Here is a 23,014-nt window from a genome sequence, read left to right as displayed (position 1 = left end):
GGTATTTTGGTGCCCAGAGACGGAATCGAACCGCCGACACGGGGATTTTCAATCCCCTGCTCTACCGACTGAGCTATCTGGGCAACGGGGCGCATTAAACGGGTTTTTCAGGGGGTCGTCAAGCAAGTTTTCAAAAAATATTTAATTATTACCGTCGCTTACGTGCCGACCCCGGTTTTTGATCAATTATTGAGCAGGTGGCACGTAACCTTCGGCTTGGGCGTATTCCTCGCCGGAAAAGAACTTATCCATTTCGCCGGCCAGGTATTTGCGGTCTTCGGCGTTCATCATGTTCAGGCGTTTTTCGTTGATCAGCAGGGTCTGGTGTTTCAACCAGTCACCCCAGGCTTTGGCGGAGACGTGGTCGTAGATGTCCTGGCCCTTGGCGCCCGGGTACGGAGGGCGTTCCAGTCCTTCCAGTTCTTCTTTGTACTTGCGGCACATTACGGTGCGGGTCATGACGAAACTCCTGCGTTCAATACGTCGGCCGCGCGCTTGAGCAGCGTCTTTACCGGGGCGGCAAGGCCCAGGCGCGGCGGGGTGGCGAGGTTATACCAGAGCCAGTCGGCCTCGGCCACGTGATGGGCGGATTCCTCGACCTGGACCAGCCAGGGTTCGATGGTCAACTGGAAGTGGCTGAAGGTGTGGATCAGTCCGGGGAGTTCCTGATGCTTGCCCAGTTGCAGCGCGTGCTGGTTGGCCAGGTGATCGAGGTCCTCCAGGTCGTCCAGTTCCGGCAAGCTCCACAGACCGCCCCACAAGCCCGTGGAAGGGCGACGGTAGAGCAGAATCGCGCCCTCGCTGTTCGCCAGCATCGGCATCAGCGTGCGCTTTTGCGGGATGGTCTTGCGTGGCTTGGGGATCGGGTAACGCGTCTCCAGGCCGAGCATGTGGGCTTCGCAGCCTTTTTCCAGCGGGCACAGCAAGCAACTGGGCTTGCTGCGGGTGCAGAGCGTGGCGCCCATGTCCATCATCGCCTGGGTGTAGGCGTTGACGCGCTCAAAGGGTGTAAAGCGCTCTGCGGTGGCCCACAGTTGTTTGGCCACCTTGGGCTCGCCCGGGTAGCCCTCCTGCGCGGTAAAGCGTGCCAGCACGCGCTTGACGTTGCCGTCGAGGATCGGCGCGCGCAGGCCCATGCTCAGGCTGGCTATCGCACCGGCAGTCGATAGGCCGATGCCCGGCAGTTCGGTGAGCTTTTCGACGTCGCGGGGGAATTCGCCGCCGTACTCGGCCACCACGATCCTGGCGGTCTTCTGCAGGTTGCGCGCCCGGGTGTAGTAGCCCAGGCCGGTCCACAGGTGCAGCACTTCGTCTTCCGGTGCGGCGGCCAGGGCTTCGACCGTCGGCAGGGATGCCATGAACCGGTCGAAGTAATTGAGCACAGTGCTCACCTGGGTCTGTTGCAGCATGATCTCCGACACCCACACCCGGTACGGGGTGATGCCCTGTTGCCAGGGCAGGTCATGGCGGCCGTGACGGTCGTACCAATCCAGCACCGCCTCTGAAAACTGCTCGTTTCTCATCGGTTGAACAGGCCTTTCAATGCGTCTTTGAGCTTGGGATTAACCTTGTCGAGCTTCTCCTCCAGCTTCTCGTTCAGGCGATTGCCGGCAGCCTTGAGGGCGACCTGGCCCAGGCCGTCCTTGTCCAGACGGCAGGCCTTGGCGCCAAGCTCCAGCGGGCCACGGCAGCGCAGCGGCACTTCAATGCCCTGGAAGTTGGCGCCGACCTGGCAGGCCGGGTCCGGCACCTCGCGCTTGTCGCCTTCGACAATGATGCCGACGCGGTAGTCCATGCCCAGCACGCGCAAGTCGACATCGCCGTTGCCATTGACCGTCAGCCCTGGGATACGCACTTTCAGGTCAGGGTTGCTGGCCACGCCGTTACGCAACGTCAGGTTGCCGCGCAGTTCCTGGAAGGGGGTGTCCTTGCCCGGTGGCGTGCTGGCCAGGGTCTTGCGGTTGAGCAGGGCGATACCGGTGCAGACCTGTTGCTCGATATTGGCGTTGAGCAACACACCGTTATTGATCACAAAGCTGGCGGTGCCGTTGAGGCTGTCGATCAGTGCCTTCTGGCTGTTGCCACGCCCGGTCAGGTTGCTGTCCAGGGTGACCTGGCCTTTGACCGGCGGGTTTTTCCCTTGGGCCTGCAGGATTTTCTCAACCGGTACTTGCTTGATATGGGTTTGCATGGCCAGAAGCGGGAGATCCTGGCGCACATCGAGCGTGCCATTGGCCTGGAAGGTACCGTTGTAGAGACCACCGCTCAGGGTGTCGAGCTTGAGCTGGCCGTCGATGCCGGAGGCTTTCAGCGCCGCGTTCTGGATCGGCAGCTGGCTCAGGGTCAATTGTCCGAACGCAAGGTCGGCGTCGATATCCAGGCTGCGCAGGCGGGTCAGCGGCAGCAGCTTGTCGGTGCTCCAGGCGCCTTTGGTCGGGGCGTCCGGCAGTGGCGTGTTGCCGCCGGCTGCCATCGCACCGGCCTCGCTGTTCTGCACTTCGGCCTGGCGAGCGGCGGTTGCGCCTTTGGCGGCTTCTGATTTGGCCGGCAAGTAGTTGTCGGCATTGAAGGTATCGGCCTTGAGCTGTACGCGCAGCGACTGCTTGGCGAAATCATCGACAGCGACACGGCCGCTGAAGGTGCTTTCGTCGAGTTTCAGGTTCAGATTTTCCAGGGCGACGCTGGTGGGCGTGCCCTTGAGGCGACTCACCAGCTCGACCTTGCTCAGGCTGCCAGGGGCCATGGCCGGCAGCGGGTGGCCGACGCTCTCAAGGAACTTGGCCAGATCGAACTGGGCCACAGACAACGCACCACTGACCTGCGGGGTCTTGTCCAGGTCGTTGACCTTCAGTTCGCCCAAGGCGCGCAACTGGTTGGCCGACAGTTTCAGGTTGGTCCATTCGGCGACGTTGGCCGCCAGATCCACCAACAATTGGCCCTGGGTGGAGAAACTCACGGTCTTGCCTTGCAGCGGCTCGCCGGTGGCTTCGCCGCTCAGGCGCATGTCTTCGAACTGGTAGCGCTTGAGGGCACGCTGGATGCGCAAGTTGCCGTTCAGCTCGGTCTTGACGCGCATCAGTGGCTGGTTGCTGCCCAGGAACGCGGTGAGTTTGAGCGGAATGCTGGCGCCCTCGTGGATGGCCCCGGCGCTCAACTGGATGCTCTCGGCACTCAATTGCTTGCCGGTCTGTTCATCGGTGTATTCAACGCGAGCGTTGTTGATGGTCAGGCTGTCGATGTCCAGGCGGATCGGCTGCGGGGGTTTTTCCGGTTTGGTTTCAGCCACCGGTTCGACGGGGGCCGGCGCAGGGGTATCCGTGGTTTCGTCGGGCAGGTTCTTGCCGATGTCTTCCCAGTTGCCATGGCCTTGCTTGTCGCGGTTCAGGCGCAGGTTCAGGCCCTCGACACGCACATCGCTCATCTGCACTTCGCGGCGAAGCAGCGGCAGTACGCGTACCGACAGGCCCAGCATCTGCAAATCGGCGAAAGGTTGAGTCGGTGCGGTCAGGGTCGCGACGCTGGCCTCGTGCAACTCCAGGCCCAGCCAGGGGAACAGGCTCCAGCCGATATCGCCATTGAGCGTCAGCTCGATGTGGGCCTTGTCGCGGGCTATCTGGCGAATTTCTTCTTTGTAGTCGTTGGGATCGAAGAGGTGGGTCAGGGCAAAGCCGAGCGCCACAATGATCAGCAACAGCCCGAGAAGTACCAGACCCAGGATTTTGCCGAACGCTTTCATGGGCGAGTCCTTGTATGTCGATTTCAAAATTTAGCCGAAGAGTATAACGCCCGACGGCCTGCGTCAGTTCACGGATCGTTACATTGTATCCAGGAGCTCGGAAATGGGATTTTGACGTCAGAAAAGTACAGATAATCCAAAAAAGGTAGTGGCAGTTTGATTTTTCTGTCATCCACTGATGCTAATCTCTGCACGTTCGTCCGCCTTCTGCGACGTATCGTCGCGCTTTAAATGGAGCTTCACTCAAAAAAACGGCCACGCTTTGCGTGCAAGGCCGAGGAGGAGAGCGCCTGACGGACGCATACCAATAACTGGGGGAAACACCAATGAGCACTAGCACTGTGGCCGGCACCGCCGCCGCACAGCCTGCGTTCCTGTCCAAGGAGCGCATCATCGCCAAGCCGGGGTTCAACCGCTGGCTGGTTCCACCGGCCGCCCTGGCCATCCACCTGTGCATCGGCATGGCCTACGGCTTCTCGGTGTTTTGGCTGCCGTTGTCCAAAGCGCTGGGTATCACCGCACCGGTCGCCTGCGCGCCAGACATGAGCTTTATCGCCCAGGTCTTCTCGTCCCAATGCGACTGGCCCATCTCCATGCTGGGCTGGATCTACACCTTGTTCTTCATCTTTCTGGGCTGCTCGGCCGCGATCTGGGGCGGCTGGCTCGAACATGCCGGGCCACGCAAGGCCGGTGTGGTCTCGGCGTTGTGCTGGTGCGGTGGTCTGCTGATCTCGGCGCTGGGCATCTATACCCACCAGATCTGGCTGATGTGGATCGGCTCCGGTGTCATTGGCGGTATCGGCCTGGGCCTGGGCTATATCTCGCCCGTTTCGACCTTGATCAAGTGGTTCCCGGACAAGCGCGGCATGGCTACCGGCATGGCGATCATGGGCTTTGGCGGCGGCGCGATGGTGGGTGCGCCCCTGGCTGCGGCACTGATGGGCCATTTCTCTTCGCCGACCAGCGTAGGTGTATGGCAGAGCTTTGTGGTCATGGCGGCGATTTACTTCGTGTTCATGATCGGTGGCGCACTGCTGTATCGCGTTCCGCCGACCGGCTGGAAGCCTGAGGGCTGGACCGCGCCGGCGAAAAAAGCCAGCAACGCGATGATCACTCACCGTCACGTGCATGTGAATGTCGCGTGGAAAACCCCGCAATTCCGCCTGGTATGGCTGGTGCTGTGCCTGAACGTATCGGCCGGTATCGGCATCCTCGGCATGGCCTCGCCACTGTTGCAGGAAGTGTTCGGCGGCAAGTTGCTGGGTGTTGATGTGCCATTTGGCCAGCTGGATGCCGGTCAGCTTGCCTCCATTGCAGCCATTGCCGCTGGTTTTACCGGCCTGTTGAGCCTGTTCAACATCGGTGGCCGGTTCTTCTGGGCGTCGTTCTCCGACTACCTGGGACGTAAGAATACCTACTTTGTGTTCTTCGCCCTGGGCTTTGCCCTGTACGCGCTGATCCCGAACCTGGGGCATCTGGGCAACGTGGCGCTGTTCGTGGCGGCGTTCTGCATCATCCTGTCGATGTACGGCGGTGGTTTTGCGACGGTTCCGGCTTACCTGGCCGACTTGTTCGGTACCCAGATGGTCGGTGCTATTCACGGTCGCCTGTTGACCGCCTGGGCTGCTGCGGGCGTGTTGGGGCCGGTACTGGTGAACTACCTGCGTGAATATCAGCTGAGCATCGGCGTTGAACGCGCCGCGGCGTATGACATCACCTTGTACATCCTTGCCGGTCTGCTGGTGCTGGGTTTCATCTGCAACCTGCTGGTACGCCCGGTGGCCGACAAGTACTTCATGACCGATGCCGAACTGGCCGCCGAACAGGCGCTCGGGCATGACAAGGGTGCCGATGCGTCCACCGTGCTGGAGTGGAAGGCCTCCGCCGCCAGCAAGCCGTTGGCGATCGCCGCCTGGCTGGTGGTGGGTATTCCGTTGGCGTGGGGTGTGTGGGTGACCCTGCAGAAGACCGCGGTACTGTTCCACTAACACTGCAAAACCCTTGTGGGAGGGGGCTTGCTCCCGATGGCGGCGCATCAGTCAGTGCATTGTTGACTGATCTACCGCTATCGGGAGCAAGCCCCCTCCCACATTGGTTATGCATGTATGCACATGTCTAACCCCGACACGCCGTCAGTCTTATCCCCTTCGATGTTTCTGTTTGGCGCCCGCGCCCCTATAATGGCTGCCTTTTTCGCCCAATGATTTTGCGGAGCTGGTGATGGCCGAACGTAAGGCGTCTGTCGAGCGCGACACTCTGGAAACCCAGATCAAAGCCTCGATCAACCTGGATGGCACCGGAAAGGCCCGATTTGATATCGGTGTCCCTTTTCTTGAGCACATGCTGGACCAGATCGCCCGTCATGGGCTGATCGACCTGGATATCGTCGGCAAGGGCGACCTGCACATCGACGACCACCACATGGTGGAAGACGTGGGCATAACCCTCGGCCAGGCATTTGCCAAGGCCATCGGCGACAAGAAAGGCATCCGTCGCTACGGTCATGCCTATGTTCCGCTGGATGAAGCGCTGTCGCGTGTGGTGATCGACTTCTCCGGCCGCCCAGGCCTGCAGATGCACGTGCCCTACACCCGCGCCAACGTGGGCCGTGGCTTTGATGTGGACCTGTTCCAGGAATTCTTCCAGGGCTTCGTCAACCACGCACTGGTCAGCCTGCATATCGACAACCTGCGCGGCACCAACACCCACCACCAGATCGAAACCGTGTTCAAGGCTTTCGGCCGCGCATTGCGCATGGCTGTGGAAGTCGATGAGCGCATGGGCGGGCAAATGCCGTCGACCAAGGGCGTCCTGTAATGCAGACGGTCGCGGTTATCGACTACGGCATGGGCAACCTGCACTCGGTGGCCAAGGCCCTCGAGCACGTAGGCGCCGGCAAGGTGCTGATCACCAGCGATGCCAACGTGATTCGCGAAGCCGACCGTGTGGTGTTCCCCGGTGTTGGCGCGATTCGCGATTGCATGGCCGAAATCCGCCGCCTGGGCTTTGACAGCCTGGTGCGCGAGGTCAGCCAGGATCGTCCATTCCTCGGTATCTGCGTCGGCATGCAAGCCTTGCTCGACAGCAGTGAGGAGAACGGCGGCGTCGACTGCATCGGTATGTTTCCCGGCCAGGTGAAGTTCTTCGGCAAAGACTTGCATGAAGACGGCGAGCATTTGAAGGTCCCGCACATGGGCTGGAACGAGGTGCGCCGCACCGTCGACCACCCGCTGTGGCACGAAATCCCGGACATGGCGCGTTTCTACTTCGTGCACAGCTACTACATCGCTGCCGGTAACCCGCGCCAGGTGGTGGGTGGTGGGCACTATGGTGTCGACTTCGCCGCAGCGCTGGCCGAAGGTTCACGTTTTGCCGTGCAATTCCACCCGGAAAAGAGCCATACCCATGGCCTGCAATTGCTGCAGAACTTCGCCGCGTGGGATGGTCGCTGGTAAATGGCCAGGAAACCGAAGCCGCCGATCTTGAACCTCACGCCCGAGCAAGAGCGTGAGGCAACCGACAAGATCAAGCGTTTCATGGAAGACCGCTTCGAGCTCAAGCTGGGCTCGTTCGAGGTCGCCGAGATTCTTGAGCTGTTCACCACCGAAGTGGCACCGCACTATTACAACAGGGCGATTTTCGACACGCAGACGCTCCTTAAGGAAAGGTTCGAAAGCATCGAAAGCGACTTGTGGTCGCTTGAGAAACCCTGATTTCCCAAGCATTGCTGAATATCGAATAAGGTTTGCCAGATGCTGATTATCCCCGCTATCGATCTCAAGGACGGCGCTTGTGTACGCCTGCGCCAGGGCCGCATGGAAGATTCCACGGTGTTCTCCGACGACCCGGTGAGCATGGCCGCCAAATGGGTGGAAGGTGGCTGCCGTCGTTTGCATCTGGTGGACTTGAACGGTGCCTTCGAAGGCCAGCCGGTCAATGGTGAGGTGGTCACCGCGATTGCCAAGCGCTACCCGAACCTGCCGATCCAGATCGGCGGCGGCATTCGCTCCCTGGAAACCATCGAGCATTACGTCAAAGCTGGCGTGAGCTACGTGATCATCGGCACCAAGGCCGTGAAAGACCCGGCCTTCGTCGCCGAAGCCTGCCGTGCGTTTCCTGGCAAGGTCATCGTTGGCCTGGATGCCAAAGACGGCTTCGTTGCTACCGACGGCTGGGCTGAGATCAGCACCGTGCAGGTGATCGACCTGGCCAGGCAGTTCGAAGCCGACGGCGTGTCCGCCATTGTTTATACCGATATCGCCAAAGACGGCATGATGCAGGGCTGCAATGTGCCGTTCACCGCAGCCTTGGCAGCGGCCACGAAGATTCCGGTGATCGCTTCCGGCGGCATTCACAACCTGGGTGACATCAAGTCGCTGCTGGACGCCAAGGCGCCTGGCATCATCGGCGCCATCACTGGCCGTGCGATTTACGAAGGCACCCTGGACGTTGCGCAAGCCCAGGCTTACTGCGATGCCTACAACGGCTGAGGACTGACCATGGCGCTGGCCAAACGCATCATCCCTTGCCTGGACGTCGACAGCGGTCGCGTGGTCAAGGGCGTCAAGTTCGAGAATATCCGCGATGCCGGCGACCCGGTGGAAATCGCCCGTCGCTACGATGAGCAAGGTGCCGACGAGATTACCTTTCTCGACATTACCGCCAGCGTCGATGGCCGCGACACTACATTGCATACCGTCGAGCGCATGGCCAGCCAGGTGTTCATTCCGTTGACCGTGGGCGGTGGCGTGCGCACTGTGCAAGACATCCGCAACCTGCTCAATGCCGGCGCGGACAAGGTCTCGATCAATACTGCCGCGGTATTCAACCCCGAGTTCGTCGGTGAAGCCGCGCAACACTTTGGCTCGCAGTGCATCGTGGTCGCCATCGACGCCAAGAAGGTCTCCGGCCCGGGCGAAACCCCGCGCTGGGAGATCTTCACTCACGGCGGGCGCAAACCTACCGGGCTGGACGCGGTGGAGTGGGCGATGAAGATGGAAGGCCTGGGCGCCGGTGAAATCCTGCTGACCAGCATGGACCAGGACGGCATGAAAAACGGCTTCGACCTGGGCGTGACCCGCGCTATCAGCGATGCACTGGGTATCCCGGTGATCGCCTCCGGTGGCGTCGGTAACCTGCAGCATTTGGCCGACGGTGTTATCGAAGGCCATGCCAGCGCAGTGCTGGCGGCGAGTATTTTCCACTTTGGTGAATACACCGTACCTGAGGCCAAGGCCTACATGGCAGCGCGCGGTATCGTCGTTCGCTAAACGCTGCTGGACACCATGGCAGGCTCGCGGCACTCTCTGCGCTTGCCATGGATTCCGGTAGCCTTCATGTTCAAACACCTGCTGCTCGCCCTTGCCAGTACCTCGCTGCTCATGGCTGGTACGGCCCAAGCCGAAGAGCCGTCTGACGCCTCCCTGGTGCTGCTGACGGAAAATTTCCCGCCCTACAACATGGCGAAAAACGGCAAGAACTTCGCCAAGGACGAGAACATCGAAGGCATCGCCGTGGACATTGTGCGCGAAACCTTCCAGCGCGCCGGCATTTCCTACAACCTTACGTTGCGTTTTCCTTGGGAGCGAATCTACAAACTCGCCCTGGAAAAGCCTGGTTACGGTGTATTTGTGATGGCGCGGCTGCCGGACCGTGAAGCCTTGTTCAAATGGGTCGGCCCCATCGGGCCGGACGATTGGGTATTACTGGCCAAGGCCGACAGCACAATCCAGCTCAACGAGCTTGAGCACTCCCGCCGCTACAAGATCGGCGCTTACAAGGGCGATGCGATTGCGGAAACCTTGGGGAAACAGGGGCTTAACCCGGTTGTCGCTCTGCGCGATCAGGACAATGCGCAAAAACTCATGGACGGCCAGATCGACCTGTGGGCCACCGGCGATCCCGCCGGGCGTTACCTGGCGCGCCAGGTTGGTGTGAACGGGCTCAAGACGGTGTTGCGGTTCAACAGTGCGCAGCTTTATTTGGCGTTGAACAGGGAAGTGCCTGATGAGGTGGTCGCCAAGCTCCAGGCTGCGCTGGATGAGTTACGCAAGAGCGGTCGTGTAGACGAAATCATGGCGCGTTACCTCTGAAGTTGGCAGTTGCGCAGAATAAACGCGGTCAAAATGTGGGAGGGGGCTTGCCCCGATAGCAGTAGATCAGCCAATACATTTACAGCTGACACACCGCCATCGGGGGCAAGCCCCCTCCCACATTGAATCTTCGCTGCCTTCATTTAGCGGTAAATGCCGTTTTTGCCGTGGGCACTCATGGCCCGATTACTGCGCACGCTGATCATCAGCTTGATATCGATCCAGTCGATACCCTGGGCCTTGAGCTTGGGCAGCTCGCGCTCCAGCACCGCCAGGGTCTGTGGGTAAGGGTGCCCGATCATCACCGCCGAACCCTGCTTATGCGCCAGCTTGATTGCGGTTTGCAGTTGGGTGGTAATTGCTGCCTCGGTGCGTTCGTCATCGAGGAACACATCCCGCGAAACATGCGCCAAGCCGATTTTCTGCGCCTCGGCGGCGGCGACGGTCTGCGCGCTGGTGCGGCTGTCCACGAAGAACTTGTGGCGCCGTTGTAGCTCGGCCATCAACCACGCCATGGCCTGCGGTTGCGCGGTCATGCGGCTGCCCATGTGGTTGTTGATGCCGGCGGTATAGGGCACAGCCTGGAACGCGGCGTCCAGGCGCTTGCCGAGTTCCTCCACCGGTAACTCGGGGTGCCAGGCGAAGGGGCCGGTGGCCGGGTCCATGGGCATGTGCAGGATCACGATCTTGCCGGCCTTGTGCGCCTCGCGGGCGAATTCGGCGGCATGGGGCGTGTCGGGCATGATCGCGGCGGTCACCGGGCCGGGCAGCGCAAGTACACGGCGATCGCGCGGCAGGTTTTGCCCCAGGTCGTCGATGATGAGAGTCAGGTAGGCTTTGTGGGGCTCGCCGGCAGGGGCCGCGTGAGCGACCCCTGCCAGGCTGCACAGCACAGCGATGATCAGGGCAAAACGCATGATCAACGGCTGCGCGTGATGCTCAGGCCCTTGAGCAGGCTCAGTGCCTGGGCCAGTTGGTAGTCATCGTCCTGCGGCATCGGCTTGGCCTTGGCGCCACTGCCGGTAGGCTGGTCGGCGCCGCCGTTGCCATTGCCCAGGTGACCCTGCAGGTCGGCCTCCTTGTAGTACTCGCCGTCGATCTCGTTGGTGATCTTGGCCCTGCGCACTTCGATGTCCGGCACGATGCCTTGGGCCTGGATCGAGCGGCCGTTCGGTGTGTAATACAGCGCTGTGGTGATTTTCAATGCGCGTTCGTTGTTCAACGGCAACACCGTCTGCACCGAACCTTTGCCAAAACTGGTGGTGCCCATCAGCACGCCGCGCTTGAGGTCTTGCAGCGCGCCGGCGACGATTTCCGACGCCGAGGCACTGCCGCCGTTGATCAGCACCGCCAGTGGCACGTTTTCGCTCAGGTCGTTGCCGGTGGCCGAGAAGCGCAGTTCGGAGTTGGCGATACGGCCTTTGGTATAAACGATCAGGCCCTTGGTGACAAAGTGGTCGACCACCTCAACTGCCGACTGCAACACGCCGCCGGGGTTGTTGCGCAGGTCGAGCACGATGCCGTTGAGTTTCTTGCCATTGTCTTTGCGCAGCTTGGCCAGGGCCTTGGCCACTTCGTCGCCGGTCTTGACCTGGAACTGGGTGATACGGATGTAGCCGTAGCCCGACTCCAGTAACTGGCTCTTCACGCTCTTGACCGTGATGGTCGCGCGGGCCAGGGTCACGTCAAACGGGTTGCCGCCGTCGCGTACCAGGGTCAGGGTGATTTTCTGGCCGAGCTTGCCGCGCATCTTGTCGACGGCCTCGGTCATGCTCTGGCCACGGGTCGGCTGGCCGTTGATCTTCACGATCAGGTCGCCAGCCTGGATACCGGCCTTGGACGCAGGGGTATCGTCGATGGGCGAGACCACTTTGATCTGGCCGTCTTCGGAGCCCACTTCGATGCCCAGGCCACCGAACTCGCCGCTGGTGCTTTCCTGCAGCTCGGCGAAATCTTCAGGGCCCAGATAGGCGGAGTGCGGGTCGAGGTTGCTGAGCATGCCCTTGATGGCATTTTCCAGCAGGGCCTTGTCGTCTACGGGTTCGACATACGCTGCCTTGATCCGGTCCATGACCTCGGCAAAGGTGCGCAGCTCATCCAGCGGCAACGGCGCCTTGGTGGTCGCGGCCATTGCAGCGGGTGCAGCCTGGTCGGCAAAAGCCAGAGGCGCGCCGATCACCAGGGCGATCGTCAGGGCCAGCGAAGTGAGGCGGGACAAATGCAGCATGTCGAACGAACTCCTAATGTAGATGCGGCCCTATCCTTGGGAACGGCACCATTGTGCGGGATCGCTCGGGCGACCCTGCTGACGAATAGCGAAGTACAGCGCCGGTGTGTCCTGGCCGCCACTGTTACCGACAGTGGAGATGGATTCACCGGCTTTTACAACATCACCTGCCGACTTGAGTAATGTCTGATTGTGGCCGTAAAGGCTCAAATAGCCATTTCCATGGTCGAGAATCACCAGCAAACCGGCGCCCCGCAGCCAATCGGCAAACACCACGCGCCCACCGTGAACGGCATGGACCTGGCTGCCGGCTGAGGCGCTGATCATCACCCCATCCCACTTGGCGCGGGTGTCATCGCCACGGGTTTCCCCAAAGCGTGCCAATAGTCGACCATCAACCGGCCATGGAAGTTTGCCCCGTGCCGAAGCAAAAGGGCCGCCGAACGACTCGCCGCTGCTGGAAACCAGCGGGCCGGGGCTGGCGCGCGCGGGTTTGCGCGGTGCCGGCGCGTCGCTGGTGGCAGCCAGTTCGGCCTCACGCTGGCGCTTTTTTTCCGCTTCCTGCTGGGCGATCAGCGCTTTTTGCCGCGCTTCTTCGGCCTCGCGTGCCTGGCGGGCCAGGGTTTCTTCGATGGTCTTGAGCACTTTGGCCAGGTCGGCCTGATCCTGCTCGCGGGCCTGGAGCTTGGCGTCGCGGGCTTTTACATCGCTGTTGAGCTTGGCCAGAGCCTGCTGGCGCTCCTTGCGCACCTTGTCCAACTGGTCGCGCTGAACGTCGAGGGCGCTTTTCTGGTCGAGCAGTTGCGATTGCTGGTCGGCAATTTCCTGCTCGACATTGGCCAATTGGCGCAGGGTTTCATTGAAACCCTTCAATTGCGCCAGGCGCGCCTGGCTCAGGTAATCGTAATAGGTGAGGGTGCGGGCGAATTTTTCCGGGTTCTGCTGGTTGAGCAGCAGCTTGAGGTATTCCTGGCGACCGCTCTGGTAGGCGGCACGGGCCTGGATCGCGATCAGGCGTTGCTGTTCAACGCGTGCGCTCTGGAGTTTTTTTTTCTCAGCGTCGAGTCGCTCCAGTTCCGACTCGCTCTTCTTTAGTTCTTTTTGCAGCTCCTGGACCTGCTTCTCAAGCTTGCCCATTTCGGTTTCGGTGCCGCGCAGGTCTTTTTGCACCCCGGATTTTTCTTCCTGGAGCTTGCCGAGCAGCTTTTTCAGCTCGGTAATGTCCTGACGCGTAGCGTCCAACTGTTGTTGGGTTTGTGCGCGCTCATCGGCAAACGCCGGTTGAAGCAGGCAGACAAGAGCAAGGGTAATCAAGGCGCGAAGCATAGAGGCGGGCGACACCAGGGGAAAAGGACGGCCTAGTATGCCCGCCAAGCGCTGCAAAAAAAACGCCCAATTGGGGCTTGCGGGCAAGATAGGTGCCGAGTGGCGGTGGTATGGCAAAAAGACATCTATCAAACACCACAAAACCAATGTGGGAGGGGCGGTGCGACGATTCGACTTGCTCCCGATTGCGGTGGGTCAGCTACCTATGAGCTGACTGATAAACCGCTATCGGGAGCAAGCCCCCTCCCACATTTAGATCAGACCAGGATCGAGGTCCCAGTCATCTCTTCAGGCTTCTCCAGCCCCATCAGCATCAGCATGGTCGGCGCCACATCCGCCAGCACGCCACCTTCACGCACTTTCAGGTCACGTTTGCCGACATAGATGAACGGCACCGGCTCGGTGGTGTGGGCGGTGTGTGCCTGGCCGGTGGACTCGTCGGACATCTGCTCGCAGTTGCCATGGTCTGCGGTGATCAGCGCTTCGCCGCCGACTTTTTCCAGCGCGTCGACAATGCGGCCAACGCACAGGTCCAGGCATTCAACGGCCTTGACCGCCGCTTCCAGGTTACCGCTATGGCCGACCATGTCGCCGTTGGCGTAGTTGACGACGATCACGTCGTAACGCTGGTTGTCGATGGCATCGACGATTTTGTCGGTCACTTCCGGCGCACTCATTTCCGGCTGCAGGTCGTAGGTGGCGACTTTTGGCGATGGGATCAGGATGCGCTCTTCGCCCGGGAACGGTTCTTCACGGCCACCGGAGAAGAAGAACGTCACGTGGGCGTACTTCTCGGTCTCGGCGATGCGCAGCTGGGTCTTGCCGTTTTTCGCCAGGTAATCACCCAGCACGTTTTCCAGGCTGCCCGGGGCGAACGCCGACGGGGCCGGGATGTTGGCGGCGTACTGGGTGAGCATGACGAACTCGACTTTCGGCTGGCGTGCGCGCTCGAAGTCCTTGAAACCTTCATCGACGAACACATGGCTCAGCTCGCGGGCACGGTCGGCGCGGAAGTTCATGAACACCACGGCATCGCCATCTTCGACCTTCACCGGTTCGCCGATGGTAGTGGCCTTGACGAACTCGTCGCTTTCGCCACGGGCGTAAGCGGCTTCCAGGCCTTCCTGGGCAGTGGCGGCATTGAATTCGGCCTGGCCGTCGACGATCAGGTTGTAGGCCTGGGACACGCGGTCCCAGCGGTTGTCGCGGTCCATGGCAAAGTAACGGCCCACCAGGCTGGCGATGCGGCCCTTGCCGAGGGCGGCGAAGGTGGTGTCGAGCAGTTCGATGGACGATTGCGCGCTTTTCGGCGGGGTGTCGCGACCGTCGAGGAAGGCGTGCAGGTAGATCTTGTCGGCGCCGCGCTTGAAGGCCAGTTCGGCCATTGCCACCAGATGGTCCTGATGGCTGTGTACGCCGCCGTCCGACAGCAGGCCCATGAAATGCACGGCCTTGCCGGCGGCCACGGCTTTATCCACCGCGGCGCAGATGGTCGGGTTCTCGAAAAACTCGCCATCGCGGATCGCTTTGGTGACGCGGGTGAAGTCCTGGTATACCACTCGTCCGGCGCCGAGGTTCATGTGGCCGACTTCCGAGTTGCCCATCTGGCCGTCCGGCAGGCCCACGTCCATGCCGGAACCGGAGATCAATCCGTTGGGGACGGTAGCGCTCAGGCGGTCCAGCACGGGCTTGTTGGCCGAGTACACGGCGTTGTCGTGTTGGCTTTCACTGTGTCCGAAGCCATCGAGAATTATCAGGACCAAAGGTTTAGGCGTGGTAGTCATAGATCCTCTCGCGGCGGTAATAAAGGAAGACAATGGAAAAGGGAGTGGCAGTTTAAAGCGAAGTTCCGAGCGCGTCACCGCTTTACGGGGGTTGGCCCTCCTTGGCGGCTGTGTATACTTACCGCCATTTTAACGCCCTGGAACCTCCTTGATGGTTGATCACCTGATTGCATTTGCCACTGCCCACTACCTGCTCGTGGGTGCCTTCGTCATCCTGCTGGCGTTGCTGATCGCACATGAACTGAGCCGCGGTGGTCGCAGCCTGAGCACGTCGGAGCTGACCGCGCTGGTCAACAAGGATGAGGCCGTTGTCGTCGATATTCGCCCGGCCAAGGATTATGCCGCCGGCCATATCGTTGGTGCCCTTAACATCCCGCAGGATAAGCTGATTGCACGCTTGGCCGAGCTGGAAAAATACAAGGCCAAGACCATCATTCTGGTCGACGCCCAAGGCCAGCACTCCGGCACCCACGCCCGCGAGATGCTCAAGACCGGCTTCACCGCCGCCAAGCTGTCGGGTGGTATCAGCAGCTGGCGTGGCGATAACCTGCCGTTGGTGAAGTGACATGAATAAGGTTGTCGTGTATTCCAGCGATTGGTGCCCTTACTGCATGCGGGCCAAGGCCCTGCTTGAGAAAAAGGGTGTTGCCTTCGAAGAGATCAAGGTCGATGGCAAGCCCCAGGTGCGTGCCGAAATGGCCCAGAAGGCCGGCCGCACGTCGGTCCCGCAGATCTGGATCGGCGCCAAGCACATCGGTGGTTGCGATGACCTGTTCGCCCTGGAGCGCGCCGGTAAACTTGATGCGCTGCTGTCCGTCTGACTGCTAACCCCTTAAGAACCCCAAGATAAAGAAGGATCTGCGATGACTGATCAACAGAACACCGAAGCAGCGCAAGACCAAGGCCCACAGTTTTCGCTGCAGCGCATCTACGTGCGTGACCTGTCGTTCGAAGCGCCGAAAAGCCCGGCGATCTTCCGTCAGGAATGGACCCCAAGCGTTGCCTTGGACTTGAACACCCGTCAGAAAGCCCTGGAAGGCGACTTCCACGAAGTGGTGCTGACTCTGTCGGTCACCGTCAAGAACGGCGAAGAAGTGGCCTTCATCGCTGAAGTGCAACAGGCCGGTATCTTCCTGATCCAGGGCCTGGACGAAGCGTCCATGAGCCACACCCTGGGCGCGTTCTGCCCGAACATCCTGTTCCCGTACGCCCGTGAGACCCTGGACAGCCTGGTCACCCGTGGCTCGTTCCCGGCACTGATGCTGGCTCCGGTGAACTTCGATGCCCTGTACGCCCAAGAGCTGCAGCGCATGCAACAGGAAGGCGCGCCGACGGTTCAGTAATCTCGAACCCGACGCAGCACTCAATGTGGGAGGGGGCTTGCTCCCGATAGCGGTGGAACAGTCACTTAGATGTCGACTGACACTCCGCCATCGGGAGCAAGCCCCCTCCCACATTTGTTATGCGGTGTTATTTAAAGCCAAGCTGGCGCCAGCCTTCATAGACGGCGACGGCTACGGTGTTGGACAGGTTCAGGCTGCGGCAGCCCTCACGCATCGGCAAACGCAGGCGATGGCCATCGGGCAGGGCGTCGAGCACCTCGGCCGGCAGGCCACGGCTTTCCGGGCCGAACAGGAAGGCATCGCCCTCGGCAAAGCTGGCATCGTGAAATGGTCGCGAACCCTTGGTGGTGAATGCGAACAGGCGCGGATGGCCCAGGCTTTCCAGGCAACTGGCCAGGTCTGCATGGCGCTTGAGGGTGGCGTACTCGTGGTAGTCCAGCCCGGCGCGGCGCAGGCGCTTGTCGTCCATGTCGAAGCCCAACGGCTCGATCAAATGCAGGTGGCAGCCACTGTTGGCGCACAGCCTGATAACGTTGCCGGTATTCGGCGGAATTTCTGGTTGAAAAAGGATGACGTGAAACATGCACGGCTCCGAAGGCAAAGATGCGCTGCATTCTACCCCTGAAGAAGACCCGAGGCCGAAGCTATTGCCGAGGGTTTTGGGCTCGTTGGCGATTGTCGGCTTGATGGTGGGTTTGATGATCGGTCGCCTGACCACGCCAGACCCAGTCCAGTTACTGGAGGTGGTGCCTGCTGTCGACGGTGTAGCGGTGTGGTTCAACCGTGAGCCCAAGCTGCACGGTGAGCATATCGACGGCACCGTGGCGTTGCTGTTTGACGCCCAGGGCAAGGCGGCCAGCGGGCAGCTCAAGGTCAATGACAAGGACGTGAACTGGCGTGTGCGCAAGACCGATGGCGGTTTGCTGCTGAACCTGGTGGCGGCGCGACCGTTGCGTGGGGAGTGGAAAGGCGAGCAGGTCGATGACCGCTGGCGGCTGGAGGTCCATCTCCAGGAGCAATAAAAGAGGGAGTTCCCGGCCTGCCTGTACCAGGGCTCCCAAAACGGGGTGAAGCCTAAGGCTTCGGTGTTAAAGAGGGGATTCTCGGCCTGCCTGTACCAAGGTCCCCGAAACTGGGTTGTACGAGGGTTATTGCAGGGCGCGTGCCAGAGTTTGCAATTTCACCCATAAAATTTTTCCAAAAAGCGCAAAGCCCCGTAATCCGGGGCTTTGGTGGTTTCAGCTTGCGAGAGTTGTCCCGCGATAACGGTCTTCCACGTATCCAGCCCGTGCCCGATGCCGGTTCATGGTGCATTGAAGCGGTGCACAGTCGTGGAATTGCAGAGATCCAAATGTGGGAGGGGGCTTGCTCCCGATAGCGGTGGGTCAGACACAGATGTGGTGACTGAACTACTGCTATCGGGAGCAAGCCCCCTCCCACATTAGACTTTCAGTGGAACTGGGAGGTGTGATCAGGCCTCATCACCCTCATCATCATCCCCACCATCTACCTTCATCCCCAATTCCTTGATCTTGCGCGTCAGGGTATTGCGCCCCCAACCCAGTAGCACGGCCGCATCGCGACGACGGCCGGCGGTATGCTTCAACGCGGTCTCGATCATGATCCGCTCGAATGCCGGCACGGCGCTGTCCAGCAGGTTCGACTGGCCGCGCGCCAGTGCCTGGTCGGCCCATTGGCGCAGCGCTTGTTCCCAGTTGGTTACCGGTGCCGAATCCTGCGGCAGGCTCAGCAGCTCAGGCGGCAGGTCGCTGATATGCACTTCACGCCCGGAGGCCATTACGGTGATCCAGCGGCACGTGTTCTCCAGCTGGCGCACGTTGCCGGGCCACGGCAGGTTCTTGAGGTATTCCTCGGTCTCGCTTTTGAGCAGCTTGGGCTCCACCGCCAGCTCCAGGGCGGCGCGGCTGAGGAAGTGGCGGGCGAGGGTGGGGATGTCTTCGCGGCGGTCCGACATGCGCGGGATATGGATGCGGATCACATTGAGGCGGTGGAACAAGTCCTCACGGAACTTGCCCGCGTGTACCAGGGTTTCGAGGTTCTGGTGGGTGGCCGCAATGATGCGCACATCAACCTTGACCGGTGTGTGCCCGCCGACACGATAGAACTCACCGTCTGCCAACACCCGTAGCAAGCGGGTCTGGGTATCGGCCGGCATGTCGCCGATCTCATCGAGAAACAGCGTGCCGCCGTCGGCCTGTTCAAAGCGCCCGCGCCGCAGGTTGGCCGCGCCGGTAAACGCGCCTTTCTCATGGCCGAACAGCTCGGACTCCATCAGGTCCTTGGGGATCGCCGCCATGTTCAGCGCGATAAACGGCGAGGCCGCACGCGGGCTGTGACGGTGCAGGGCATGGGCCACCAGCTCTTTACCGGTGCCCGACTCGCCATTGATCAGCACAGTGATGTTGGAGTGGCTCAAGCGCCCGATGGCGCGAAACACTTCCTGCATCGCTGGCGCTTCACCGATGATTTCCGGGGTGCGGGTCAGGGTTGGCGGGGCTTCCTGGTTCTGTTGTTCCTGGGCGTGCTGGTTGGCGCGCTTGACCAGCGCCACCGCCTCATCCACGTCGAATGGCTTGGGCAGGTATTCAAAGGCGCCGCCCTGGTAGGACGCGACAGCGCTGTCCAGGTCCGAGTGCGCAGTCATGATGATCACCGGCAAGCGCGGGTGCTGCTCGCGGATGCGCGCCAGCAAGTCCAGGCCGCTTGCGCCGGGCATACGAATGTCGGAGATGATCACGTCCGGCTGCTGGCGTGCCAGGCGGCTCATCACTCCGTCGGCGCTGTCGAAGCTCTGGGTGGTCATGCCTTCCTGTTGCAAGGCTTTTTCCAGGACCCAACGGATAGAACGGTCGTCATCGACGATCCAGACAGTTTCACTACGGCTCATGTCGTGGGGGCTCCTTGTTCCAATGGCAGGAAGATCGAGAACGTGGTGTGGCCGGGATGGCTCTCACATTCGATCAGGCCCTGGTGCTGGCTGATGATGTTCTGGGTAATGGCCAGGCCCAGCCCGGTACCGTCCGGGCGGCCACTGACCATGGGGAAGAAGATGGTTTCCTGCAGTTCGGCGGGGATGCCCGGGCCGTTGTCGATGATCTCGACCTTGGTTACCAGGCGATGGCGTACATGGCCGATGGTGAACTGGCGCAGGGCGCGGGTACGCAGGCTGATGCGGCCCAGGCGCAGCTCGTTCTGGCTGCTGATGGCCTGCATGGCGTTGCGCACGATATTGAGCACCGCCTGGATCATCTGCTCGCGGTCGATCAATACATCGGGAATGCTTGGGTCATAGTCGCGTACCAGGGTGATACAGCCCTGGCTTTCGGCCTCGACCAGTTGGCAGACGCGCTCCAGCACCTCATGCACGTTGGTCATCGCCAATGACGGCAACTTGTTGGAGCCGAGCATCCGGTCCACCAGGTTACGCAGGCGGTCGGCTTCTTCGATGATGACGTTGGTGTAGTCCTTGAGATGCTCCTCGGGCAGCTCGCGGGCCAGCAGCTGCGCGGCGCCGCGAATCCCGCCGAGCGGGTTCTTGATCTCGTGAGCCAGGCCGCGCACCAGCATCTTGCTGGTTTCCTGCTTGGACAGCTGCGCCTCTTCCTTGGTGATGCGCAGCAGGCGGTCGCGGGGGTGTACTTCGAGCAATAGCAGCGTGGCGCCATTGCTCAGAATGGGGGTTACGGCGTAATCGACCGTCAGGGTCTGGCCGGTGAGGGCGGTGAGCATCGCTTCGCGCTTGGTGAACGGATGTGCCTGCTCCACGGCCTGGCGCAACGAGCTCAAGGCTTCGGCCGACTCGGTGAACAGCTCGCTGATGAACTGCCCATGGCTGCGCTGGCCGCTGATGGCCAGGAGCATCTCCGCCGCCGGGTTCATGTACTCAAGGCGCAGGTCGGCATTGAGCAGGATGGTCGCGGTGGTCAGGTTGTCGAGTAACAAACGGTGCAGTGCATCACTGATGGTCATCGGGACCTCTTTTGGAGCAAGGCGCAGGCTTGAGGCACACGCTGATACAAGGAAAATGCAAAAACCAAACCAAGGCTCCGAAAAGAAGCGTTAAAGCCCTGAAATAGGGGTTTGTGGCGCGAAACTGTGGCGTTCTGCCAGCTTTTTCGGGAAGATTCGAACCAAAATGGGCTGTGGCTGGAGTAAGGGTGCAACCTATCGCACCAATATAGTGCGGTTTTGTGAAGGTTGTTCAGGAAGCTGCCAGAGATGGCCCTGAATGGATACAGTCCAAATGTGGGAGGGGGCTTGCTCCCACATTTTTACCGGGTTTGCAGTCATTAACCTTTGTAGATGCAGAGTTCGGCGGTGGCGCGGATCATTGCCAGTTGGCGCAGCGGATCATTCAGCGGCTCATGCACGGCGGTGGCCAGCCATTGGGGGCACTGTGGATCGGCACGGTGCGGGGTGAAGTCGGCCAGTTGTTGCAGCAGGCGTTTTTGCAGCTCATCCAGCTGCGGGCGAATCTGCTTGATCAGGTCCGGGCGCGGCTCGTCTGGGGCTTTGCCCTGGAACTGCCAGTCGGACAGGTGGGTGTATTGCACCAGTTTGTTCGCTTCGATCTGTGCCGAGAAAAACTGCTCGGCGGCGGCGGGGTCAAGCTTGTAGCTCGGGGCTTGGGCGACGACGCTGGCGATCACTTCCTGCTCGCGGTTTTTGTCTTCGACGGGTTTGTGGCTGTCCCATTTGCTCAAGGCCACCTGATCGGCAATCTCCAGGCGTTCGGCGATGCTGTTGAGCAGTGGCTCCAAGGTAGGTGGGGCGGCGTAAACACCGGCGCTGACGAACAGCAGGGCGAACACGAATTTATGTTTCAACGCAGATCTCCTTGTGGGAGGGGGCTTGCTCCCGATGGCGGTGTGTCAGTAACACACATATTGCCTGACACTCTGCCATCGGGAGCAAGCCCCCTCCCACCTTTTTGATTGGGTTTGCAGATTTGAAGCTGCATAACGCCCAGGCAAAAAAAAGACCTCCCGAAGGAGGTCTTTTTCATCACGCTACCTTAGCAACGCTACCGGATCAGCAGCTGTAGTACAGCTCGTATTCCAGTGGGTGTACGAAGGTGCGCACCTTGATTTCTTCTTCGCTTTTCAGGGCGATGTAAGCGTCGATGAAGTCGTCGCTGAACACGCCGCCTTTGGTCAGGAACGCACGGCCCTTGTCCAGCTCTTCCAGGGCTTCTTTCAGGCTGCCGCACACTTGTGGGATCTCTTTGGCCTCTTCAGGCGGCAGGTCGTACAAGTTCTTGTCGGCGGCGTCGCCAGGGTGGATCTTGTTCTGGATACCGTCCAGGCCGGCCATGACCAGTGCAGCGAAGGCCAGGTATGGGTTGGCAGCCGGGTCCGGGAAGCGAGCTTCGATACGGCGAGCGCGCGGGCTGGACACGTAAGGAATACGGATCGAGGCAGAGCGGTTACGCGCCGAGTAGGCCAGCATTACCGGAGCTTCGAAACCTGGGACCAGACGCTTGTAGGAGTTGGTCGACGGGTTGGTGAAGCCGTTCAGGGCCTTACCGTGCTTGATGATGCCGCCGATGAAGTACAGGGCGGTGTCGGACAGGCCGGCATAACCTTCACCTGCGAAGGTGTTCTTGCCTTCTTTGGCGATGGACAGGTGAACGTGCATGCCCGAACCGTTATCGCCGTACAGAGGCTTGGGCATGAAGGTAGCGGTACGGCCGTAAGCGACGGCAGTGTTGTGTACGCAGTACTTCAGGGTCTGAACTTCGTCAGCCTTGGCCACCAGGGTGTTGAACTTCACACCGATTTCGTTCTGGCCGGCAGTCGCCACTTCGTGGTGATGCACTTCGATGACCAGGCCCATGTCTTCCATGGCGTTGCACATGGAGGTACGGATTTCGTGGTCGTGGTCGAACGGTGGAACCGGGAAGTAGCCGCCTTTGATGCCTGGACGGTGGCCATGGTTGCCGCCTTCCACGTCCTGGTCGGACATCCACGAACCTTGTTCGGAGTAGATCTTGAACATGGAGCCGGAGATGTCGGACTTGAACTTCACCTGGTCGAAGATGAAGAACTCTGGCTCCGGGCCCACGAATACAGTGTCACCAATACCGGTGGACTTCAGGTATTCCTCGGCACGCTTGGCGATCGCACGTGGGTCGCGGTCGTAGCCTTGCATGGTCGACGGCTCGATCACGTCGCAGACCAGGATCAGGGTCGGCTCTTCGGTGAACGGGTCCAGCACGGCAGTGCTGTCGTCCGGCATCAGGATCATGTCGGAAGCTTCAATGCCTTTCCAGCCGGCGATGGAGGAACCGTCGAACATTTTGCCTTCTTCGAAGAAAGCATCATCCAGCGCGTCGCGAGCCGGCATGGTCACGTGGTGCTGAGTGCCTTTTGTGTCCGTGAAGCGCAGATCAATCCATTTAACGTCATGATCTTTGATGAGTTGAACCGACTTCGACATGGTGTCCTCCGGGTGGCTTCGGGCTTGGGTAGTGGAGTTAGCCCTTA

23 protein-coding genes and 1 tRNA gene are annotated in these 23,014 nt (G+C 60.6%); 11 read left to right on the top strand and 13 right to left on the bottom strand.

Annotation, left to right across the window (positions count from 1 at the left end; genetic code table 11):
• Positions 1-7 precede the first annotated feature (7 nt).
• From E4P00_RS28910 to E4P00_RS28895, 4 genes are all read right to left on the bottom strand, one after another.
• A tRNA-Phe gene (locus E4P00_RS28910) sits at positions 8-83 on the bottom strand.
• 103 nt (positions 84-186) lie between these two features.
• Entirely contained in the window at positions 187-459 is a 273-nt protein-coding gene (locus tag E4P00_RS28905; protein ID WP_248133518.1) for an oxidative damage protection protein, read from the bottom strand.
• Complete coding sequence (mutY, locus tag E4P00_RS28900; protein ID WP_078820063.1) at positions 456-1,523, bottom strand: A/G-specific adenine glycosylase; 1,068 nt, start codon at positions 1,521-1,523, stop codon at positions 456-458. The genes E4P00_RS28905 and mutY overlap by 4 nt, the downstream gene beginning before the upstream one ends.
• Entirely contained in the window at positions 1,520-3,736 is a 2,217-nt protein-coding gene (locus tag E4P00_RS28895; RefSeq protein WP_223017986.1) for an AsmA family protein, read from the bottom strand. Before E4P00_RS28895 ends, mutY begins: the two co-directional genes overlap by 4 nt.
• A gap of 326 nt (positions 3,737-4,062) precedes the next feature.
• Here E4P00_RS28895 and E4P00_RS28890 point away from each other — a divergent pair, with 326 nt between their 5' ends.
• From E4P00_RS28890 to E4P00_RS28860, 7 genes are all read left to right on the top strand, one after another.
• Positions 4,063-5,724: an OFA family MFS transporter gene (locus E4P00_RS28890; protein ID WP_005783912.1), complete on the top strand. Its 1,662-nt coding sequence runs from the start codon at positions 4,063-4,065 to the stop codon at positions 5,722-5,724.
• Between the two features lie 232 nt (positions 5,725-5,956).
• On the top strand, positions 5,957-6,553 hold the full coding sequence (gene hisB, locus E4P00_RS28885; RefSeq protein WP_003187781.1) for an imidazoleglycerol-phosphate dehydratase HisB: 597 nt from the start codon (positions 5,957-5,959) through the stop codon (positions 6,551-6,553).
• Positions 6,553-7,191 (top strand): imidazole glycerol phosphate synthase subunit HisH, encoded by a 639-nt coding sequence (gene hisH, locus E4P00_RS28880; RefSeq protein ID WP_005783914.1) that lies wholly within the window; start codon positions 6,553-6,555, stop codon positions 7,189-7,191. The genes hisB and hisH overlap by 1 nt, the downstream gene beginning before the upstream one ends.
• Positions 7,192-7,449, top strand: a complete 258-nt coding sequence (locus tag E4P00_RS28875; protein WP_032878360.1) for a DUF2164 domain-containing protein — start codon at positions 7,192-7,194, stop codon at positions 7,447-7,449.
• 39 nt (positions 7,450-7,488) lie between these two features.
• A complete protein-coding gene (gene hisA / locus E4P00_RS28870; RefSeq protein ID WP_003171106.1) occupies positions 7,489-8,226 on the top strand; it encodes a 1-(5-phosphoribosyl)-5-[(5-phosphoribosylamino)methylideneamino]imidazole-4-carboxamide isomerase in 738 nt (245 codons plus the stop codon).
• A 9-nt stretch (positions 8,227-8,235) separates the two neighbouring features.
• The gene (gene hisF, locus E4P00_RS28865) at positions 8,236-9,006 is read left to right on the top strand and encodes an imidazole glycerol phosphate synthase subunit HisF (RefSeq protein ID WP_248133517.1); all 771 of its coding nucleotides are present in this window, start codon (positions 8,236-8,238) and stop codon (positions 9,004-9,006) included.
• A 66-nt stretch (positions 9,007-9,072) separates the two neighbouring features.
• Positions 9,073-9,828 carry an ABC transporter substrate-binding protein gene (locus E4P00_RS28860; protein ID WP_248133516.1) on the top strand — a complete coding sequence of 252 codons (756 nt, stop codon included), beginning with the start codon at positions 9,073-9,075 and terminating at the stop codon, positions 9,826-9,828.
• A 143-nt stretch (positions 9,829-9,971) separates the two neighbouring features.
• Here the strand turns inward: E4P00_RS28860 and E4P00_RS28855 are convergent, their stop codons facing one another.
• The 4 genes from E4P00_RS28855 to gpmI all read right to left on the bottom strand — a co-directional run bounded on the left by E4P00_RS28855 (position 9,972) and on the right by gpmI (position 15,165).
• Positions 9,972-10,745: a divergent polysaccharide deacetylase family protein gene (locus E4P00_RS28855; RefSeq protein ID WP_005783923.1), complete on the bottom strand. Its 774-nt coding sequence runs from the start codon at positions 10,743-10,745 to the stop codon at positions 9,972-9,974.
• Between the two features lie 2 nt (positions 10,746-10,747).
• Positions 10,748-12,055, bottom strand: coding sequence for a S41 family peptidase (locus E4P00_RS28850; protein WP_005783925.1), 1,308 nt, complete (start codon positions 12,053-12,055; stop codon positions 10,748-10,750).
• 30 nt (positions 12,056-12,085) lie between these two features.
• Positions 12,086-13,381 (bottom strand): murein hydrolase activator EnvC, encoded by a 1,296-nt coding sequence (locus E4P00_RS28845; protein WP_005783927.1) that lies wholly within the window; start codon positions 13,379-13,381, stop codon positions 12,086-12,088.
• A gap of 257 nt (positions 13,382-13,638) precedes the next feature.
• On the bottom strand, positions 13,639-15,165 hold the full coding sequence (gpmI, locus tag E4P00_RS28840; protein WP_248133515.1) for a 2,3-bisphosphoglycerate-independent phosphoglycerate mutase: 1,527 nt from the start codon (positions 15,163-15,165) through the stop codon (positions 13,639-13,641).
• Between the two features lie 151 nt (positions 15,166-15,316).
• On the opposite strand from gpmI, the gene E4P00_RS28835 reads away from it, so the two are divergent.
• From E4P00_RS28835 to secB, 3 genes are read left to right on the top strand one after another with little or no spacing between them, the layout of a single operon-like run.
• A complete protein-coding gene (locus E4P00_RS28835; RefSeq protein WP_003187796.1) occupies positions 15,317-15,730 on the top strand; it encodes a rhodanese-like domain-containing protein in 414 nt (137 codons plus the stop codon).
• Between the two features lies 1 nt (position 15,731).
• Positions 15,732-15,986, top strand: coding sequence for a glutaredoxin 3 (gene grxC / locus E4P00_RS28830; protein ID WP_078820067.1), 255 nt, complete (start codon positions 15,732-15,734; stop codon positions 15,984-15,986).
• Between the two features lie 42 nt (positions 15,987-16,028).
• On the top strand, positions 16,029-16,508 hold the full coding sequence (gene secB, locus E4P00_RS28825; RefSeq protein WP_005783933.1) for a protein-export chaperone SecB: 480 nt from the start codon (positions 16,029-16,031) through the stop codon (positions 16,506-16,508).
• Between the two features lie 127 nt (positions 16,509-16,635).
• Here secB and E4P00_RS28820 read toward each other — a convergent pair whose 3' ends face one another.
• Positions 16,636-17,091 (bottom strand): tRNA (cytidine(34)-2'-O)-methyltransferase, encoded by a 456-nt coding sequence (locus tag E4P00_RS28820; RefSeq protein ID WP_003171120.1) that lies wholly within the window; start codon positions 17,089-17,091, stop codon positions 16,636-16,638.
• Between E4P00_RS28820 and E4P00_RS28815 the strand changes: the two genes are divergently transcribed.
• Positions 17,090-17,530 (top strand): hypothetical protein, encoded by a 441-nt coding sequence (locus E4P00_RS28815; protein ID WP_078820069.1) that lies wholly within the window; start codon positions 17,090-17,092, stop codon positions 17,528-17,530. The two genes, E4P00_RS28820 and E4P00_RS28815, sit on opposite strands and share 2 nt — an antisense overlap.
• A gap of 449 nt (positions 17,531-17,979) precedes the next feature.
• On the opposite strand, the gene ntrC is transcribed toward E4P00_RS28815, so the two are convergent.
• From ntrC to glnA, 4 genes are all read right to left on the bottom strand, one after another.
• The gene (gene ntrC / locus E4P00_RS28810) at positions 17,980-19,416 is read right to left on the bottom strand and encodes a nitrogen regulation protein NR(I) (protein WP_003187806.1); all 1,437 of its coding nucleotides are present in this window, start codon (positions 19,414-19,416) and stop codon (positions 17,980-17,982) included.
• Positions 19,413-20,498: a nitrogen regulation protein NR(II) gene (gene glnL / locus E4P00_RS28805; protein WP_005783937.1), complete on the bottom strand. Its 1,086-nt coding sequence runs from the start codon at positions 20,496-20,498 to the stop codon at positions 19,413-19,415. The genes ntrC and glnL overlap by 4 nt, the downstream gene beginning before the upstream one ends.
• A 320-nt stretch (positions 20,499-20,818) precedes the next feature.
• On the bottom strand, positions 20,819-21,355 hold the full coding sequence (locus tag E4P00_RS28800; protein WP_032878353.1) for a chorismate mutase: 537 nt from the start codon (positions 21,353-21,355) through the stop codon (positions 20,819-20,821).
• 205 nt (positions 21,356-21,560) lie between these two features.
• Positions 21,561-22,967 (bottom strand): type I glutamate--ammonia ligase, encoded by a 1,407-nt coding sequence (gene glnA, locus E4P00_RS28795; protein WP_005783941.1) that lies wholly within the window; start codon positions 22,965-22,967, stop codon positions 21,561-21,563.
• Positions 22,968-23,014: the final 47 nt, after the last annotated feature.

Origin of the sequence: Pseudomonas sp. B329, from assembly GCF_023127835.1 — a bacterium.
Lineage (GTDB): Bacteria > Pseudomonadota > Gammaproteobacteria > Pseudomonadales > Pseudomonadaceae > Aquipseudomonas > Aquipseudomonas synxantha_A.
This window is presented reverse-complemented; position numbering and strand designations above follow the sequence as displayed.